Below are 18,290 nucleotides of genomic sequence, written 5' to 3' on the forward strand. Positions count from 1 at the left end.
CCTACCGCAGCGCCCTGGGCGGACGGGGAACCCGTGTCGCAATCGCCCCGAGCCACGGCAAGCGCCGGGGAGAATCTGGGGAGCCTCGGCGGTCCTGGAGAGCCCGTGGGGAGAACCGACTGCATAACACGGCACGCCCCTGAAAGACGTCGAAAGACTCATCTGTGCAGGTAACAAGCGCCGCAGATCAAATCACCGCAGGTCAGAGGCGTTTGGTAGACAACTTCATGACGTACGTACCGAGATCGTCGGCCTCGACGATCCCCGGAAGCGAGCCGCCCTCACGCAAGGGCGTGACATAGCGGGTCGCGGTGACTTCGGTGAGCATTGCGCCTGGTTACTTCGGGGTGGTGGGGCGCCGCTCGGTCGTTTTCGCCTGTCGGAGTGCGCCCGGGGTTCCTCCGGCGTGCCCGGAAGAGACAAGGGATATCTGGAGACCATGGAGACCACCGGCTTTCCGCTGCGATTCGCCCGCACCCGCCGCTTCTCGCTGGGTGTCCCCCGCCAGTTCACCGTGTCACCGGACGGCGAACGCGTCCTGTTCGTACGGTCCGTGTCCGGCGTGGATCCGCGCAGCCCGCTGTGGCTGTACGAGAACGGCGAGGAGCGGATTCTCGCCGACCCCGCGGCGGCCGTCGGCGACGAGCCCGCCTCCGACGCGGATCGGATACGCCGCGAACGGGCCCGCGAGACCGCGGTGGGAGTGGTGGGGTACGCCACCGACCGGGAGGCGCGGGTCGTCGCGTACGCGCTGGGAGGAGCACTCTGGCTCGTACGGACGGACGGCGGCGCTCCGTGGCGGGTCCGCACCGAGGGCCCGGTCGTGGATCCGCGCCCCTCGCCCGACGGCGCCCACGTCGCCTACGTCAGCGGCGGGGCGCTGCGCGTCGTACGGACCGACGGTACGGACGACCGGCCGCTCGCCGGGCCCGAGACCCCCGACGTGACCTATGGGCTGGCCGATCATGTCGCCGCGGAGTCCATCGGCAGGGCGCGCGGCTACTGGTGGTCGCCGGACGGGGACGCCCTGCTGGTAGCCCGGGTCGACACCTCGATGGTGCGCCGCTGGTACCTCGGCGATCCGTCCGATCCCGCGTGGGCGCCGCGCTCGGTGCCGTATCCGGCGGCGGGCACCGCCAACGCGCGCACCTCGCTGCGCGTTGTCACGCTCGACGGCCGGCACACCCCCGTACGGCTGCCGGAGCGCGCCCCCGGGGACGAAGCTCCGGTGGGTGTCTGGCGGGACCCGGCCTTCGAGTACGTCGTCAGCGCCGGCTGGGAGAGCGGCGGCCCGGTGGTCGGCCTCCAGACCCGGGACCAGCGCACACTGTGGATCCTGCGCGTCGCCCCGGCCAGTGGCGAGGTCGAGCGGCTGTACCGGCAGACCGACGAGCACTGGGTGGAGTGTCCGCCGGGCGCTCCCCTGCACACCGCGTCGGGGACGGCGGTCCTGCCGTGCGTACGCGACGACGCCCGCTCGCTGCGGGTCGGTGACGCCCTCGCGCCGGACGGACTCCAGGTCCACGCGGTGCTGGGCGTGGTGGGCGAGCGGGTCTTCTTCACCGCGAGCGAGGAGCCGACGGAGACCCATGTCTGGTCGTACGCGCCGGACACCGGGTTCGTCAGGCTGACGGACGAGCCGGGGGTGCACACCGCCTCGGCGGGCGGCGACACCGTCGTCCTCGACAGCAGGACCCCGGACGGGCATACGGTCACGGTGGTGCGCGGCGGCGCCCCGTCGGGCCGGATCGCGGTCCTCGCCGAACAGCCGCTGGTCACCCCCAGGCCGGTCCATCTCTCCCTCGGGAAGCGGGAGTTGCGCAGCCGCCTGCATCTTCCGTCCTGGTACACACCGGACGCGGGCAAGCTGCCCGTGCTGCTCAGCCCCTACGCGGGCCCCGGTATGCGGGTGGTGACGAAGGGCGGCGGCTGGTACACCGCCGTGTGCCAGTGGTTCGCGGAGCAGGGGTTCGCCGTACTGGCCACCGACGGGCGCGGCACCCCCGGGCGCGGCGTGGCGTGGCAGCGGGCCATCCTCGGGGACCGGCTGACGCCCGTCCTGACCGACCAGATCGACGCGCTGCACGCGGCGGCCGAGCGGTACGACGCGCTGGACCCGGCGCGGGTGGGGATCCGGGGCTGGTCGTTCAGCGGCTACCTGGCGGCGGGCGCCGTACTGCACCGCCCCGATGTGTTCCACGCGGCGGTCGCGGGCGCGGCACCGACCGACCGGCGGCTGTACGACACGTACTGGGAGGAGCGTTATCTCGGCCATCCGGACATCCAGCCGGAGAACTACGACCGCTGTTCGCTGATCCCGTACGCGGACCGGCTGACCCGGCCGCTGATGCTCGTCCACGGGCTCGCCGACGACAATGTCTTCCCCGCCCATACGCTGCGGCTCTCCGCCGCGCTGCTCGCCGCGGGCCGGCCGCACACCGTACTACCGCTGCCGGGGGCGGGCCATCTCGTCACCCGGGTGGGGCAGGCGGACACTCTTCTGCGCCACGAACTGGCCTTCTTCAAGAAGTCTCTCGATATCTGAACATCGCGACGGGTATAGCCGTACCTATCGCTGAACGGCCGACCGGCCGGCACAGAGCCCACCAGGGAACGGAGCTCGGTATGACGGGAACGCAGGGGACGGCACGGGTCGTCACACGCCGGACCGTGGTCGCGGCGGCGGGCGCGACGGGGCTGGCGGCGGCGCTGGTCGCGTGCGGCGGCTCGGACACTCCAGAGGAGTCCGCTGCCGGGAAGCCCACGTCCACGACACCCGACGACGGAGCGGGCGGCGGCGCGGGCCCGGCCGATGTCCTCGCGAAGACCTCCGAGATCCCGGAGGGCGGCGGAAAGGTCTTCGCCGACCAGGGCGTGGTGGTCACCCAGCCCACGGCGGGCGAGTTCAAGGCGTTCTCCTCCAAGTGCACCCACGCGGGCTGCGCCGTGAAGGACATCTCCGACGGGATCATCCACTGCCCCTGTCACGGCAGCCGGTTCAGTGCGGCGGACGGCAGTGTGAAGGCCGGACCCGCGACGCAGCCGCTGCCCGCGACACCGATCAAGGTGGCCGGGGACTCGATCACGCTCGCGTGACCTGATGCCTGTCCGGACGTCCGCACCCATGACCGGCGGACGTCCGCACCCATGACCGGCGGCCGGCGGGCTTCACTTTTCGTCGGCAGGAGGTGAGGCCCCCGGCCGCCCCGCTCCGCCCCCGACCACCTGGTTCGCGGCCTCGGCCGCTTCCTCCAGCGCCTCGACCGCGGCCCGGATCGACGGACGGCGGTCCGCGTCCGTCCGCCACACGGCGTAGACGTGCCGGCGCATCCGCTGCCGTACGGGCACGACCGCCACGCCCACCGGCACGGCGCCGCGTCCCAGCCGGGGCGCGACACAGACCCCGAGTCCCTCCGCGATCAGCGCGAGCTGCGTGTGGTGCTCCCCCGCGAGATGCGCGATCCGCGGCTCGAACCCCTTCGAGCGCAGCGTGAATATCAGCCACTCGTAGCAGAATTCGCCTTCCGGCCAGGAGACCCAGGGGTCGCCCGCGAACTCCTCCAGTTCCACTTCCGACCGGCCCGCGAGCGGATGGTCCGCGGGCATGGCCACATCGGGGACGTCGTCGAGCAGATGCGCCGTCGCCAGGCCGCCCGGCACCGGCAGCCGCTTGTTGCTCCAATCCAGCACCACGGCGAGATCGAGATCGCCCCTGACGACCCCGCGGATCCCGGCCTCGGGTTCCAGCTCACGCGACCGGACCCGCAGCTCCGGATGGCCCTCGCGCAGCGCGCGGATCGCCGCCGGGAGGAGCCCGCGGGCGGCCGTCGGGAAGGCCGAGATCCGCACTTCCCCGACCGCCCGGCCGCGCTGCGCCTCGATGTCCGACTGGGCGACCTCGACCTGGGAGAGAATCCGCGCGGCGTGATCGGCGAGCAGCCGCCCCGCGTCGGTGAGCCGTACACCGCGCCCGTTCCTGGCCAGCAGCCGCTGGCCCACCTCCCGCTCCAGTTTGGCCATCTGCTGGGAGACCGCGGAGGTGGTGACGTGCAGTCCCTCGGCGGCGCCGCTCACCGAGCCGTAGCGGGCCAGGGCGTCCAGCGTGCGCAGGCGCTCCAGATTCAACATGTAAGCAATACTAATCAGAATGGTGGAGATAATCTCGCTTGTCCTACGAGATGGTCCACGCCAGGCTGTCCGCATGAGCACCGCCACCCCGCCCCGTCCCGGGCCGGACCCGTCCGCCGGCGGGGCCACCGCCCTGTCCCCCGCCGTCGCGGCCACGCCCGCTGCCGTCGATCCGGCCCTTCCGGGCACCCGCCGTACCTTCCCCGCCGTGGACTGGCGCGTCCGGTTCGCGGTGCTGGCGCTCATCTGGGGCTTCAGCTTTCTGCTCATCAAGGTGGGCACCCACGGCTTCGCCCCCTTCCAGGTCACCTTCGGCCGGCTCTTCTTCGGTACGGCGGTGCTGGCCGTGGCGATGGCGGTCAAGCGGGACCGCCTCCCGCGCGGGCTCCGCACCTGGGGGCATCTCGCCGTCGCGGCGTTCTTCCTCAACGCGCTGCCGTTCTCGCTGTTCGCCTACTCCGAGCTGACGATTCCCTCGACGCTCGCGGGCATCTGCAACGCCACGTCGCCGCTCTGGGGCATGGCCCTGTCGCTGGTCGCGCTCTCCGAGGACCGGCCCACCCGGCGCCGGGTCGCCGGGCTCGGCCTCGGTTTTCTCGGTGTGCTGACCGTGCTGGGCGCCTGGCAGGGCTTCTCCGGTGTGGATGTCACGGGTACGGCGATGGCGCTGCTCGCGTCGCTCAGCTATCCGATCGGCTGGATCTACGTACGCCGCACCCTGGCGGGCAACAGCAGCTCCCATCTCTCCTTGACCGGCGCGCAGCTCTTCCTCGCCATGCTGCAACTCGCTGTCGTGACACCGCTGTTCACCACCATGCCGACCTCGTTCCCGGTGGGTCCGCTGCTCGCGGTGCTGGTGCTCGGCGCGCTGGGCACCGGGCTGGCGATCCTGCTCCAGTACGGAGTGGTCGCCGAGGTCGGCCCGACGACGGGCCAGATGGTCACGTACTTCATCCCGGTCATCGCCACGGCGGCCGGTGTCACGCTGCTCGACGAGGAGCTGACCTGGAACACCCCCGTCGGCGCCCTGATCGTCCTCGCGGGAGCCGCGCTCACCCAGAGCAGGGCCAGGAAGCGGCCCGCGACGCAGCCGTAGCCGCGCGACTCAGCCGTCAGTGCGCGACTCAGCCGTAGGTGCGCGCGGGCGCCGGGCCGGCCGCCGATGCCACCGCGTCGGCGACCGGCCCGATGTCGTCGCCCGTCATCTCCGACACCGTCAACCGCACGCCGGGCGGCGTGGCCATACGGAAGCGCGCGCCCGGCGCGACCGCCCAGCCCGCGTGCAGCAGCCGCGCCACCGCTCCGGTCTCGTCGGCCACCGGCACCCAGACATTCATCCCGCTGCGTCCGTGCGCCTCGACGCCCCGCTCCGCCAGGGCCCGTACGAGCGCGTCGCGCCGCTCGCCGTACGACCGCGCCACGGCCGGCGCATCCACCGCCCCCGAGGTCCACAGCTCCACGACGGCGCGCTGGAGAAGCCGGCTGACCCAGCCGGGACCGAGCTGCTGACGCCCCGTCACCCGGTCCACGGTCAGGGCGTCCCCGGTGAGCACCGCGATCCGCAGATCCGGGCCGTACGCCTTCGCGGTGGAGCGTACGAACGCCCAATTGCCCGTGGTCCCGGCGAGCGGGTGGAGCGGCAGATCGACCATGCCATGGCCGTGGTCGTCCTCGATGAGCAGCACCTCGGGACGGTCGGCGAGCAGGGCGCGCAGTTCCCCGGCGCGGGCCGCCCCCACCGAGGCACCGGTGGGGTTCTGCGCGCGGTCGGTGACGATAACCGCGCGGGCACCGGCCCGCAGCGCCCGCGCCAGGCCGGCGGGGAGCGGCCCCTGGTCGTCGACGCCCATCGGTTCGGGCCGCAGCCCGAGCGCGGGCACCAGATCCAGCAGACTCCCCCAGCCCGGATCCTCGACGGCGACCGCGTCGCCCGGTCGCAGATGGGCCGCCAGGACGCGTTCGATCGCGTCCAGGGATCCGGAGGTCACGGCGACCGGTCCGGCCGGCACGCCGTCGGCGTCGAGCCCCGCGCGCGCGAGCCGTGCGAACTCCGGGTCGACGGGCGCCTGTCCGTACAGCCCCGGATGTTCCGCGTTGTGCAGCGCGGCGGCGGCGAGGGCGTCGTGCAGCGGGGGCAGCAGCGCCGGATCGGGGTTGCCCTCCGACACATCGCGTACACCGGGGGGCGCCTCGACCCGGATCGAGCCACGCGCCGTACTGGCGGGGCGGGCACGCACCCTGCTCCCCCGGCGCCCCGCCGTCTCGATCACCCCGCGGTCCCGCAGGCTCCGGTAGGCGGCCGCGACCGTATTCGGGTTGACTCCGAGCCTCGTCGCCAACTCCCGCATCGGCGGGAGAAGTTGGTTCGGGGCCAGCTCCCCGGAACCCACCGCGCGCTCCACGTCGGCGGAAATCTCCGCCGCGCGCCGACCCACAATCCGATACTCTCCTAGCACAAAGAAGATTATGCACTAGTGCAATGGAGAGCGCAATGCCGGAGAGCACCGCTGCCTACCAGCCCACCCCGCGCACCGTCCCCACCCGCGCCCGGGAGCGCGCGGCATACGACCGCGAGCTGGTGCACGGGATACTCGACGAGGCGTATGTCTGCCACCTCGGTTTCGTCCGCGACGGCGCTCCGGTCGTCCTGCCGACGCTCTACGGCCGGGTGGACGAGCGGCTGTACGTCCATGGCTCGACCGGTTCACGTCCGCTGCGCATGACGTCGGCCGACGGCGGTGGCGGCGCCGGTACGGAGAGCGCGGACGACGAGGCCGGGACCGGCCTCGCCGTCTGCCTGACCGTGACGCATGTCGACGGTCTGGTGCTGGCGCGCTCCGCCTTCCACCACTCGATCAACTACCGCTCCGTCGTGGTCCACGGCATCGCCCGCCAGGTGACCGACCCCGCGGAACGGCGCACCGCGCTCGACGCGATCGTCGACCATGTCGTACCGGGCCGCTCCCACGACTCGCGCCCGGCCAACGCCCGTGAACTGCCCGCGACCGCCGTGATCCGTCTCGATCTCGACGAGGTCTCCGCCAAGGTCCGTACGGGCGGCCCCAACGACGATCCCGAGGACATGACGCTGCCGCACTGGGCCGGGGTCGTTCCGCTCACGCGCGGCTACGGCATGCCCGTCCCGTCCGACGATCTCGACCCGGCCATCGCACTGCCCGACTATCTCTCCGTGCTCTGAGACGACGCCACGGTCGACACCACGGACGACACCACGCGGAGTGCGGGCGGCGGCGTCAGACCACCGCCGCCGCCCGGCGCCGTACCGCCGCGAGCCGGGCCTCGGCCACCACGAGACCGGTCACCGCCGCGAGCAGCAGGACCGTACCCAGCAGGGTCGCGAAGGTCAGCCGCTCCCCGAGCAGGGCGACCGCGATCACCGCCGCGCTCACCGGTTCGAGCAGCATGATCACCGAGACGGTCGCGGCCCTCACCACCGCGGCCCCGGCGAAGTAGAGGGCGTAGGCGAGCGCGGTCGGCACGGCCGCGACGTACACCAGCAGCCAGACCACCCTGGCCGGTTCCGCCGTATGCGGCAGCAGTCCCTCGCCCCAGGCGATCGGCAGCAGCAGGACGGCACCGATGGCGAACGCCCACGCGGTGGTGGCCATCGAGTCGCCGGCGCCGCCCTCGCGCCCCAGCCACCGGGTGAGCAGGGTGATCCCCGCGTACCCGGCGGCGGACAGGATCGCGAGCGCCACACCGGCCGGTCGTACGGAGCCGCCCTCATCGCCGAACACCAGCACTCCGAGCCCGGCGAGCGCGCCCGTCACCGCGACCAGACCGCCACCGCCCAGCCGCTCGCCCATGGTGACGCGGGCGCCGAGCGCGATGAGGACGGGCCCGGCGCCGAGCGTGACGACCGTGCCGACCGCGAGACCGGTCGTTTCCACGGCGGCGAAGTAGGCGCTCTGGAAGACGGTGAGACCGATACCGGTACCGAGGATCCGGAACAGCCGCCGTCGGCGCGGTTCCGCGGGCGTGGGCTCCCTGCGCCGCCGCAGCACGAGCGCCCCGAGCAGCAGAACGAGACCGCCCAGGCAGCGCCAGAAGGAGAGCGCGAGCGGTCCGAGGTCGCTGATCCGGTAGACCAGCGAGGCGGCGGCGCCGGCGGTCCCCCAGGCGACCCCGGCGACGATCAGAAAGAACAGACTCCGTCCGACGGGCAGGCCGGGAGGAACGGAGGAAACAGGATTCGACACGTGATGTCTCCGTGTGAAGAGCGGGATGGTGTGGTCGCTCGGCTCCGGCGCGCGGGCAGCGACGAACCGCTCGGGACAGGCGCCTGTACGGCGTGTCCTGTCCGAGCCCGGTCTTCGTCAGCGGATGGCCGCCCGCGTTACGACGCGGGAGGCGGAAGAACGGTCAAGTGCATGATCAGCACCCTACGTCGCGGTGTGTCCGGCGGACAACCGCGCCGGGTCGCCCACCCCCGCACCGCCCGCCATCGGCCCGGAAGGCGCCTTCGGCGTCGACGACTGGGCGATGAACGCACCGGTCAGCACCACCACGCCGCCGATGATCTGCGGCGCGGAGAGATGCTCCCGCAGCAGCACCCAGGCCAGTACGGTCGCGACGACCGCCTCCAGAGCCGCGACCACCCCGGCCACCTGCGGCGAGAGACGGCGTACGGAGATCACTCCGGTCACATACGCGAGCGCGGTGGCGATCAGCACGATCCAGCCGAGCAGCAGCGCCGCGGCCACACTCGCCCCGCCCATGTCGGCGCTCCCGCCGAGCAGCGACCAGTCCATCCCCCAGGGCCGGGCGACCACCGTCAGTACGACGGCCCCGACAAGCAGTCCGTACGCGATCACGCCCAGCGGATCGGCCGCGTTCTCGCCGTCGGCGCCCTGGTCGGAGAGGACGAAGTAGCCGACCTGGCAGCAGGCGGCGGCGAGCGCGAGGAGCACCCCCACCGGGTCGAAGCTCAGCCCGGACCAGACCTCGACCACACAGGCGAGCCCGCCCACCGCGAGAATGACCCCGACCGCGGCGGCGCGGGTCACCGGCCGCCGCTGGACGAACCGGACCCAGAGGAGGACCAGCGCGGGGGCCAGATACTCGATGAGCAGCGCGACCCCGACGGGGATACGGGAGATCGCGGCGAAGTAGCAGGCCTGTACCCCCGCCACGCCCAGCAGGCCGAATCCGGCGAGCAGCGCGGGCCGTCGCCGTACCAGCGCACGATGGCGCCAGGCCATCGGCAGCATGACCAGGGCGGCGCCGGTGATCCGTAGCCAGACGACATGGAGCGGGTCGAGCCCCGCTTCGATCAGCGGCTTGGCGGCCACGCCCGAACCGCCGAACGCGAACGCCGACGCCAGGGCAAGGCCCAGGCCGACGCTCCTCCCCTGAGACATGCGCATGTCGTCATCATGACAGCCGACGTCAGGAGCGTCACCCTCATGACACCTGTCGAGACAGCCGATCTCCGCCGGGACGCCATGACGCGGCGGGCCGAATCGCCCGTGGTCAGACCGATCGTGACGTACCGGACAGTCGCCCGGAGAGCGACCGCGCGTCCACCCCGGCCCGTTCGAGCACATCGACCGCCCGGCACTCCTGGTCGGCGGAGAGCGCGGCGAGCAGATCGAGTCCGCCGGCCAGTGGCTCACCACGGCGCTCCGCGCGTTCCAGCGCGCCCGCCATGGCGGTGACGGCCGGGGGCGACCAGCCCGTCACGGGGTGGTCCCGCACCGCGGGCACGGCCCCGGAGTCCTCCACGGTTCCCTGCCAGCGCAGTCCGTAGCCGATGCTCCGCTGGACGAGATAGCCCAGCACCCGTGCCAGTTGGGGGTCGCCGTCGAACGCGGCCCGAACCTCGGGGTCCGTCTCCAGCAGCGAGTGCAGCAGATGGGCGGTGTCGATCTGGCTGTCACCGTCGCGGTGCGCCCTTCTGCGCGCGCCCGAGACGACGGAAGCCAGCTCCGGGGTCAGCCGGGCCTCGACATCGGCGCGCGCGGACGCGGTATCGGGTCGGTTCGGTGCGGACTGTTCCGGCACCCGCGGAGGTGGGCTCTGCACCCTCTCACCCCATCAGTCCCGGGCCTGCCGGACATCCCCGGCGGGGAGCATTTCCGCATCCCACCGGAGTTGGGCACATCCGGACCGGCCCTCCTCCTTGCGAATGAGATCGCCCCCCGCATCTCCCCGGCGAGGCGCGCCGCCTTGCCTCCGCGCGGCGGGCGGGGACACGAAGAGGCCCCGCGGCGCCTCGGGTACAGGCTTGACCGCAGGGCCTCCGCCACGCGCCGAAGCGCGCTCAGTCCTCATCGGCGAGGATCAGATAGAGCTTCTTGCGTGATTCGGTGATCACCGCCAGAGCCTTCTGGCGCTGCTCGGGCGTGCCGGTCTTCCAGACCTGTCCGAACGCCTCCATCAGCCCGAAGCCGGCCTGACGGATCTCGTTCATCGTGTCCCAGTCGATGCCCCGGCCGGCCTCTTCCCACGGGGCCTCGGGTCCCGATTCGGCTTCCGTGCGACCGGTCTCGGTGAGCGTGAACAGCTTCTTGCCGCCCTCGCTCTGGCTGGTGATCAGCCCCTCGTCCTCCAGCAGCTGGAGCGTCGGGTACACCGAGCCGGGGCTGGGGCGCCAGGCCCCGCCGCTGCGCTCGCCGATCTCCTGGATCATCTCGTATCCGTGCATGGGCCGGTCCTTCAGCAGGGCCAGGATCGACGCGCGTACATCACCGCGCCGCGCCCGTCCCCTGCCGCCGCCACGCCCGCGGCCACCGCCGCCGAAGGGTCCGCCGAAGCCGGGCCCGAACGGGCCGAAGGCCCCGCGCCGCCCCTCGAAGTCGCCCCGGCCCAGGTGACCGGGTCCGCAGTTGCCGGGCCCCGGACCGTGTCCGTGCTCCCGCTCGTGTCCATGGTCATGTCCATGTGAACGCATCGCTACTCACTCCTTACATCGTTGATCTGTCGCGATGCGTCAACGATATATCGGAATAGCTCACTCGGCAAGCACTATCGGGCCGCGGTTCCCCGATTGGCCTTGGCCTGCGGCTTTCCGTGCGCTCTACGCTCCGCCCATGCGTATTCGAATCGTCGACGCCTTCGCCGACCGCCCCTTCACGGGCAACCCCGCCGGGGTGCTGATCCTGGACTCCGCCGGCTTCCCGGACGACGGCTGGCTCCAGCGGGTCGCCGCCGAGGTGAACCTCTCGGAGACGGCCTACGCCCATCCGCTGCCGCCCGGCGGCGACGCCGACTGGGCGCTGCGCTGGTTCACCCCGGCCACCGAGGTGGATCTGTGCGGCCACGCCACACTGGCCACCGCGCATGTGCTGCGCTCCACCGGACGCGCGAGCGGCGCCCTGCGCTTCGCCACCCGCTCCGGGATCCTCGGTGCCGTCGCGCACGAGGACGGCTCGCTCACCCTCGACTTCCCGACGTCCTCGCTGACGCCCGTACCGGTCCCGGACGGGCTCGCGTCCGCGCTGGGCGCCGCGCCGGTCGCGGTCCACGACACCTCGGAGCACATCGGCGATCTGCTGGTCGAACTCTCCGACGAGCGGGCCGTACGCGCGCTCACCCCCGACCACGCGTCGCTCGCCGCTCTCTCCCGGCGCGGCATCATCGCCACCGCCGTCGCCGGGGACCCGGGCCTGGGCTACGACTTCGTCTCCCGCGGCTTCTTCCCCGGCGTCGGGATCGACGAGGACCCGGTGACCGGCAGCGCCCATACGGCGCTCGCCCCGTTCTGGTCCGCGCGACTGGGCCGTACCGAACTGACCGGCCTCCAGGTCTCCGCCCGTACCGGCCTCGTCCACACCTCGCTGCGGGGCGAACGGACCCTGCTCACCGGCCGCGCGGTGACGGTCATCGACGGCGAGCTGCTCAGCTCCCCCTGAGACGGCGGAAGGGGCGTACGGACATGAACATCCCGTACGCCCCTTCACCACCTCATCCGCCGGACGCGGACAATGGACGCGGAGCTACACCGTGGGCAGCCAGCCCACCTTCCCGGCCAGCAGCGCATATCCGACGAACGCCCCGATGTCGAGCAGTGTGTGGGCCACCACCAGCGGCCCGACCCGCCCCCAGCGCCGGTACAGCAGTACGAACACCACGCCCATCACCATGTTGCCGATGAAGCCGCCGATCCCCTGGTACAGGTGGTACGAGCCGCGCAGCACCGAGCTGGCCACCAGCGCGGCCATCGGCGACCATCCCAGCTGACCCAGTCTGCGCAGCAGATACCCGACGACGATGACCTCCTCCAGCACGGAGTTCTGCGCCGCGGAGAGAATCAGCACCGGAAACTTCCACCACACGTCGGGCAGCGACTCCGGCTCCACGGTCAGATTGAAGCCCGCCTCCTGCATCGCCAGATAGAACGCCAGCCCGGCGCTCCCGATACCGGCCGCGATCAGTGTGCCGCGCCCCAGGTCGGGCCAGGGCCGCCGGCCGTCGAAGCCGATGGCGCGCAGCCCGCTGCCCTCCCGCGTCAGCAGATGCGCCACCAGCAGGACCGGTACCAGCGCCGTACAGATCCCGAAGAGCTGCCAGGTGAGGTCGAGCCACGGCCGGCCGGGCGCCGCCGACGTGTTGAGCTTCGCCGCCTGGTCGCTCAGCGCCTCCGGTCTGGTCAGCGAGCCGATAAAGCTGATCAGCGCGGACACTCCGCTCGCGCCGAGCGAGAGCGCCAGTACGAGTACCGTCTCGGACCGCAACGTCCCGCGTGAGATGGCCTCCCGGGGTTGGAAACCGTCCTCCTGGCCCGCCTCCGCCTGCACACCTGCCTCCAGTTGGGTAATCCCGCCTCATGCCTCACGCGGTGCCGCTAGGGTCTCGAATGCAGGTACGAAGATCGCGCGCGACAGGCCGGGGGAGCAATTCGCCGTTCGCGTGGCGAGGCCCGTTCTCGTCCACTCTTCCAGCCCTTGTACACCCTTCATGAAGGAGGGGCGCCACTGCCATGGGACGTCACAGCTTGCCCGACGCGAAGGCGACCGGTACGGGCAGGGCCCGTTCACCGCGTCGTCGTACCGTCTCCATCGCCACCGCGCTGGTCCTGGCCGTGGCGGCGGGGACGGGGGTGGCGGCACAGAGCGGTCTCCTCTCCTTCGCGGACCCCTGCGCGGACGCTCCGGTACGGCTGGACCTGGCGGCCTCCCCCGATATCGCCCCCGCGCTGCGCGCCATCGCGGACCGCGCGCGACGGGACCGGGTGACCACCGACGGCCACTGTCTCGACGTACGGGTCGAGGCACGCGAGAACCACCAGATCGCCGCCGTGCTCGCCGACGGCTCCGGGACACCCGGGTACCAGGTATGGGTGCCCGACTCCGACATCTGGGTGGAGCGTGCCAAGGGACTGGGCGACGGCGTCTCACTGACCCCGGCCGGTACGGTCGCCCTCTCTCCGGTGACGCTGGCCACCGTCCCCACGACCGCGCGCGCCCTGGGGTGGCCCCGCAAGAGCTATACATGGGCGGAGGTGGCCGCGACGGCGACCGGCGGCGACGGGCTGCTGCTCGGCTCGGGCGACCCCGCCCACAGTGCCACGGGGCTGCTCGCGCTCAGCAGCATCGCCGAGTCCTCGCGGCGGGAGGGCGCCGACGGCGACACCCGTACCGCCGCCACCGCCGAACTCCTCACCCAGCACGTCTCCGGCACCGACACGCATGTGCTGGAGACGCTGGCACAGGACGACTCGGGCGCGGAGAGGGGCAGCCCCCGCCGCAATGAGGCGGTGCTGCTCTCCGAACAGGCCGCGTTCGCCCACAACTCCGCGAGCAGCGGCGCCGCCAACCTCAATCTCTTCTATCCCACGGACGGCGCGCCCGTACTCGACTACCCGTACAGCCTCGTCGACGAGACGGAGCTGACCACCGACCAGAGCCGCGCCGCCATGCGGTTCATGGCGCTGCTCGGCGACGAGGCCGCGTACCGCACGCTCCAGGAGCACGGCTTCCGGGTGGCGGACACCGCGCCGAACCCCACCCTGGTGCGTACGGCGGGCGGCCTCTCCCCCCAGCCGTACGACGGGAACGACGCGGGACCGCCGTCCTCGGAGTCGCTTCAGTGGGCGCTCGGCCTGTGGACGGTGACGGTGCGCAGCGCCCGGCTGACGACGGTCGTGGACACCTCGGGTTCCATGGCGGCGGCCGTGCCCGGCCGGGGCGGCCAGAGCCGGATGGATGTCACGAAAGCCTCGCTGCTCCGGGCTCTCGCGGGGTTCACCCCCGAGGACGAGATCGGCCTGTGGGAGTTCTCCACCCGGCTGGACGGCGCCAAGGACTACCGCGAGCTGGAGAAAACGGCCCCGCTGGGCGAGCCGGTGAAGGGCGGCGGCACCCACCGGGACCGGCTCTCGGATGCCTTCACCGCGCTCAAGCCCGTCCCGGGCGGCGACACCGGTCTGTACGACACGACACTGGCCGCCTACCGGGAAGCGGTGGCCACGTACGTCAGCGGCACGTTCAACGCGCTCGTCATCCTCACCGACGGCTCCAACAAGGACGACGACTCGATCTCACGGGCCGAACTGATCAAGCGGCTGAAGACCGTCGTGGACCGCCGCCGCCCGGTACCGCTGATCGCGATCGCGGTGGGCCCGGACGCCGACCGGAACGAGGTCGACACGATCGCCAGGGCCACCGGAGGCGCGGGCTACGAGGTGAGCGATCCCGCCGAGATCCAGGCCGTTTTGCTCCGGGCGGTCATGCTGTCGGCCGGACTGACCGGCCCCGACTCGACGGCGGCCGGCCGGCCCTGAGTACGGCCCGCCGACGGGGCGCCGGGGCGTACGGCACGGCTCAGCCGATCCCGTCGGCGGGGGACCCCCGGAACCCCAGCGGCCAGCTGTGCACCGGCTCGCCCCGGTGCATCAGCTCGCAGTAGCGGCGGGTGGTGGCCGCCAGCGCGGCGTCCCGTTCCAGCCCGGCCTCCAGCGCCCGGTGGAAGGTGTCCACCTGCCACGAGGCTCCGTTCATCCGCCGTTTGCAGCGCTCCTCGATCACCCCGAGATAGAAGTCACGGTCCGCCGGCTCGATCTGCCACGCGTCCAGACCGGCGGCGGCGAGCGGCAGCAGTTCGTCGCGTACGAGCTTCACCACCGGCACGGTCGTCAGACCGGAGGCCCGGCCGGGGCGCGGCCAGCGCAGCTCCGCGTCGATGCCATGGCGGCAGGCGAGGTCGAAGTTGGCCGCCGCGTCGGCGAAGGGCAGCCGGCTCCAGACCGGCCGGGCGTCCTCCGCGAGCGCGCGCACCAGCCCGTAGTAGAAGGCGGTGTTGGCGATCACGTCGGTGACGGTGGGGCCCGCGGGCAGGACGCGGTTCTCCACCCGCAGATGCGGTACGCCGTCGGCGACCTCGTACACCGGCCGGTTCCAGCGGTAGACCGTGCCGTTGTGCAGTGCGAGTTCCTGGAGCTCCGGCACCCCACCACTGTCGAGCACCCGCATCGGGTCCTCGTCGTCGCAGATCGGCAGCAGCGGCGGGAAGTAGCGCAGATTCTCCTCGAAGAGGTCGTACGCGGAGTCGATCCAGCGCTCCCCGAACCAGGTTCTGGGACGTACCCCCTGAGCCTTCAGCTCCGGCGGCCGGGTGTCGGTGGCCTGTTCGAAGAGCGGCGGCCTGGACTCCTGCCACAGCTCCCGGCCGAACAGGAACGGCGCGTTGGCACCGAGTGCCACCTGCACCGATGCCATGGCCTGGGCCGCGTTCCACACATCGGCGAACCGGTCGGGCGTCACCTGGAGATGGAGCTGCACGGAGGTGCAGGCGGCCTCCGGAGTGATCGACGACGAGGTGCATGTGAGCCGCTCGACCCCTTCGATGTCGAGGGTGAAATCCTCGCCCCTGGCCGCCAGCATCTGTTCGTTGAGCAGGGTGTAGCGGTCGACGTCGGAGAGATTCGCGGAGACCACGTCATGCCGGGTGAGGGTCGGGAGAATTCCGATCATCACGATCCCCGCATCGACCTCACTCGCTTTGCGGTGGGCATATCCGAGGCCGGTACGGAGTTCCTCGGCGAGCTGGTCGAGAACCCGTCCGGCCAGCCGGTGCGGAGCCACGTTCACTTCCATGTTGAACATTCCGAGTTCGGTCTGAAAATCACCGCTCGCGATACGCTTCAGCACCTCGGCATTCGTCATCCGGGGCATCCCGTCGGAGCCCGCGAGATTCAGCTCGATCTCCAGACCCATCAGATTCTTGGGCCGATCGAACCCCTCCTCCGCCAGGAGTCGCCCCAGCACCGCCAGGCACTGCTGCAGCTTTCTGCGGTATTTCTGGCGATCGGACAGTCCGGAACCGCCCGCCTCGACCTTCTCACCCATCGAAGTGTCCCTCCTCGATCGAGTGGGCAGCCCGCGGCACCGGGCGCTCGCGTCACGATCGATAATGCCCACACGGAGTGATCCGTAACGCCCCGCCGACGCCGTGTACCGAGTAGAGTGTGGACATCGGTCGTGCGGCACATTCCTTTGGCATGGCGTGGCGTTCTGTATCCACTGCCCGACCGGCCGCGAAAAACGCCGACGAGTTTCGGCCGTCCGCGCCGGATGAAACGCCCCAGGCCAGACGCCTGCGTTCCACGCTTATCAGCAGAAACTACGCAGGAGATGGACTTAATAGTGCCTTGTCCGCAATATGCGGGACAGCTAGCAGAAACATGGCACGAACACGTGTCGTATAAACTCCCGTATACGAGGCAGAGAGTCGGCATCGGCCGTACAGCCATGCGCCCACCTCTGACCCCGCACGCTGACAGCGACGTCCGCACCCGCCCATGCTCCACCTCAAGCGTCACCCCTGTCTCCTGAGTGAGAGGCAACCCACCATGCATCTGCATGTTCCCCCGGCTCCCGCGCCCGCCTTGCGCAGCGTTCTCGCGGCACTCGGTTCCCCTACCGCCGTGCGCGATGCCCGCACCCCCGCTCTGCAGTCCGTCCAGGGGCCGCTGAGCCCAGAACTCCCGCTGCCTGTCCATGTGCTCGACCACGTCAGCCCGGCAGTTCGGGCGACCGCCCCCGAGGGACGTACGCCACGCACCAGGCTGGCCGGCTGGCGCTTCCTGATCCGCAGCGGTGACCGCGCCATCGCCGCCGCGGACACGATGCTCACCGCGGACGGCTGGGCCTTCTCGCGCTTCTTCGAGGGCCCGTACGTCACCGCGACGGAGCGGGCGGTACGGCAAGCGGAGACCCTGGGGACCGCGTACCAGCCCCGGCTGCTCTCGGTGCCCGAGCTCTACATGCTGACGCTCTGGCTGCACGGGGACACGGAAGCGGACGCCTCCACGGGGTCCCCCGCGCCGGCCGACATCCTGGTGCCTCTCGCGCCGGCCCCGCCCGGCATCGCGGCCCACCGTCCACACCTGGTCGCCGAGTTGCTGCCCATGATCGGAATGCGGCTCGCGCCCGCGCCACTCCTGCGTACACCGGCGTGAAACCGGAGCGCGGGCAGCGCGCCCGCGTCGCGTAATCCTCCCGTACCCCGCGGCCGCTATGGTCGCGGGGTACCTTTCTGTCCATCCAGCCCCGGGCGTGTCCTGAAAGTAGCGCCGTCCACCCGAAGGGCGAGCCCGGCCTGGCCCGGTTCGGCCACCCCGAACCACCCAAAAAGATGGTCAAGTTGAACTGAACCATCCGGCTGGGTGACACGTCCTTGAGCAGAAGGAAGCGCTGCCGCGAAATCCCTGCGGATTGCCGTCCGTAGGGCAACACTAGGGCGTGTCTGATAAATAGCGCCGTCCGCCCGGAGGCCAGGCGGGATGTGTCAGACACGACCTAGGACTGGACCAGACAGAATACGGGGGGCGGCCATGACCACATCGAGCCGCAGGACACTCACTACGACACAGCGAAAGAACTCGCCCATGTGCCAGCACCAACCAGCCTGTCCCACAGCCGACTCCGCCGACCGCGACGCCGCCCGACTGATGGCTCACCACCCGGAGCAGGGCTGGAGTCTGCTGTGCAATGGCGTTCTGCTCTTCGAAGACACCGGTGAACTGCTGCCCGACGGGAAGATCATCGCCCCGCACCGGCCGCTGCGGACCGAACAGGTGGTGACGGCGGCCTGACGCCGCCCGGCGGCGTCCGAACGCCGCCGGAATGACTGGGGCCGGCCCGGAGACCTTCCTCCGCACCGGCCCCGACGCATGTCCGGCCCCGCGAGCCCGTAGGCCC

At 71.5% G+C, this 18,290-nt stretch carries 17 protein-coding genes; 8 read left to right on the plus strand and 9 right to left on the minus strand.

The annotated features are described in order from the left end of the window. Window positions 1–202: 202 nt before the first annotated feature. Window positions 203–328: a hypothetical protein gene (locus ACIRQP_RS31060; protein ID WP_403895862.1), complete on the minus strand. Its 126-nt coding sequence runs from the start codon at window positions 326–328 to the stop codon at window positions 203–205. A gap of 111 nt (window positions 329–439) precedes the next feature. Here ACIRQP_RS31060 and ACIRQP_RS31065 point away from each other — a divergent pair, with 111 nt between their 5' ends. Both ACIRQP_RS31065 and ACIRQP_RS31070 read left to right on the plus strand, forming a co-directional pair. Next, window positions 440–2,545: a prolyl oligopeptidase family serine peptidase gene (locus ACIRQP_RS31065; RefSeq protein WP_403895856.1), complete on the plus strand. Its 2,106-nt coding sequence runs from the start codon at window positions 440–442 to the stop codon at window positions 2,543–2,545. 80 nt (window positions 2,546–2,625) lie between these two features. Next, window positions 2,626–3,096, plus strand: a complete 471-nt coding sequence (locus tag ACIRQP_RS31070; RefSeq protein ID WP_403895779.1) for a Rieske (2Fe-2S) protein — start codon at window positions 2,626–2,628, stop codon at window positions 3,094–3,096. Window positions 3,097–3,168: 72 nt separating this feature from the next. Here the strand turns inward: ACIRQP_RS31070 and ACIRQP_RS31075 are convergent, their stop codons facing one another. Further along, window positions 3,169–4,128, minus strand: coding sequence for a LysR family transcriptional regulator (locus ACIRQP_RS31075; protein WP_403895782.1), 960 nt, complete (start codon window positions 4,126–4,128; stop codon window positions 3,169–3,171). A gap of 73 nt (window positions 4,129–4,201) precedes the next feature. Between ACIRQP_RS31075 and ACIRQP_RS31080 the strand changes: the two genes are divergently transcribed. Further along, window positions 4,202–5,224, plus strand: coding sequence for a DMT family transporter (locus tag ACIRQP_RS31080; protein ID WP_403895785.1), 1,023 nt, complete (start codon window positions 4,202–4,204; stop codon window positions 5,222–5,224). Window positions 5,225–5,252: 28 nt separating this feature from the next. On the opposite strand, the gene ACIRQP_RS31085 is transcribed toward ACIRQP_RS31080, so the two are convergent. Continuing rightward, complete coding sequence (locus ACIRQP_RS31085; protein WP_403895788.1) at window positions 5,253–6,584, minus strand: aminotransferase class I/II-fold pyridoxal phosphate-dependent enzyme; 1,332 nt, start codon at window positions 6,582–6,584, stop codon at window positions 5,253–5,255. Window positions 6,585–6,607: 23 nt separating this feature from the next. Here ACIRQP_RS31085 and ACIRQP_RS31090 point away from each other — a divergent pair, with 23 nt between their 5' ends. Next, window positions 6,608–7,327 carry a pyridoxamine 5'-phosphate oxidase family protein gene (locus ACIRQP_RS31090; protein ID WP_403895791.1) on the plus strand — a complete coding sequence of 240 codons (720 nt, stop codon included), beginning with the start codon at window positions 6,608–6,610 and terminating at the stop codon, window positions 7,325–7,327. 55 nt (window positions 7,328–7,382) lie between these two features. Here the strand turns inward: ACIRQP_RS31090 and ACIRQP_RS31095 are convergent, their stop codons facing one another. The 4 genes from ACIRQP_RS31095 to ACIRQP_RS31110 form a co-directional block, all read right to left on the minus strand. Continuing rightward, window positions 7,383–8,348 carry a DMT family transporter gene (locus tag ACIRQP_RS31095; RefSeq protein WP_403895794.1) on the minus strand — a complete coding sequence of 322 codons (966 nt, stop codon included), beginning with the start codon at window positions 8,346–8,348 and terminating at the stop codon, window positions 7,383–7,385. 183 nt (window positions 8,349–8,531) lie between these two features. Then, entirely contained in the window at window positions 8,532–9,515 is a 984-nt protein-coding gene (locus ACIRQP_RS31100; protein WP_403895797.1) for an EamA family transporter, read from the minus strand. A 106-nt stretch (window positions 9,516–9,621) separates the two neighbouring features. Next, complete coding sequence (locus ACIRQP_RS31105; RefSeq protein WP_403895800.1) at window positions 9,622–10,173, minus strand: Clp protease N-terminal domain-containing protein; 552 nt, start codon at window positions 10,171–10,173, stop codon at window positions 9,622–9,624. 238 nt (window positions 10,174–10,411) lie between these two features. Continuing rightward, entirely contained in the window at window positions 10,412–11,041 is a 630-nt protein-coding gene (locus ACIRQP_RS31110; protein ID WP_403895803.1) for a PadR family transcriptional regulator, read from the minus strand. Between the two features lie 139 nt (window positions 11,042–11,180). Here ACIRQP_RS31110 and ACIRQP_RS31115 point away from each other — a divergent pair, with 139 nt between their 5' ends. Next, the gene (locus tag ACIRQP_RS31115) at window positions 11,181–12,002 is read left to right on the plus strand and encodes a PhzF family phenazine biosynthesis protein (RefSeq protein ID WP_403895805.1); all 822 of its coding nucleotides are present in this window, start codon (window positions 11,181–11,183) and stop codon (window positions 12,000–12,002) included. Between the two features lie 84 nt (window positions 12,003–12,086). On the opposite strand, the gene ACIRQP_RS31120 is transcribed toward ACIRQP_RS31115, so the two are convergent. Further along, entirely contained in the window at window positions 12,087–12,887 is an 801-nt protein-coding gene (locus ACIRQP_RS31120) for a CPBP family intramembrane glutamic endopeptidase (protein WP_403895808.1), read from the minus strand. Between the two features lie 182 nt (window positions 12,888–13,069). Between ACIRQP_RS31120 and ACIRQP_RS31125 the strand changes: the two genes are divergently transcribed. Beyond that, the gene (locus ACIRQP_RS31125; RefSeq protein ID WP_403895811.1) at window positions 13,070–14,872 is read left to right on the plus strand and encodes a substrate-binding domain-containing protein; all 1,803 of its coding nucleotides are present in this window, start codon (window positions 13,070–13,072) and stop codon (window positions 14,870–14,872) included. A 40-nt stretch (window positions 14,873–14,912) separates the two neighbouring features. Here the strand turns inward: ACIRQP_RS31125 and ACIRQP_RS31130 are convergent, their stop codons facing one another. Further along, entirely contained in the window at window positions 14,913–16,436 is a 1,524-nt protein-coding gene (locus ACIRQP_RS31130) for a glutamate--cysteine ligase (RefSeq protein WP_403895814.1), read from the minus strand. 503 nt (window positions 16,437–16,939) lie between these two features. On the opposite strand from ACIRQP_RS31130, the gene ACIRQP_RS31135 reads away from it, so the two are divergent. Both ACIRQP_RS31135 and ACIRQP_RS31140 read left to right on the plus strand, forming a co-directional pair. Further along, entirely contained in the window at window positions 16,940–17,548 is a 609-nt protein-coding gene (locus ACIRQP_RS31135; protein WP_403895817.1) for a hypothetical protein, read from the plus strand. A gap of 429 nt (window positions 17,549–17,977) precedes the next feature. Further along, window positions 17,978–18,184: a DUF5999 family protein gene (locus ACIRQP_RS31140; protein ID WP_030353035.1), complete on the plus strand. Its 207-nt coding sequence runs from the start codon at window positions 17,978–17,980 to the stop codon at window positions 18,182–18,184. Window positions 18,185–18,290 lie beyond the last annotated feature (106 nt).

It is taken from the genome of Streptomyces sp. NPDC102274 (assembly GCF_044766385.1).
Classification (GTDB): Bacteria; Actinomycetota; Actinomycetes; order Streptomycetales; family Streptomycetaceae; genus Streptomyces.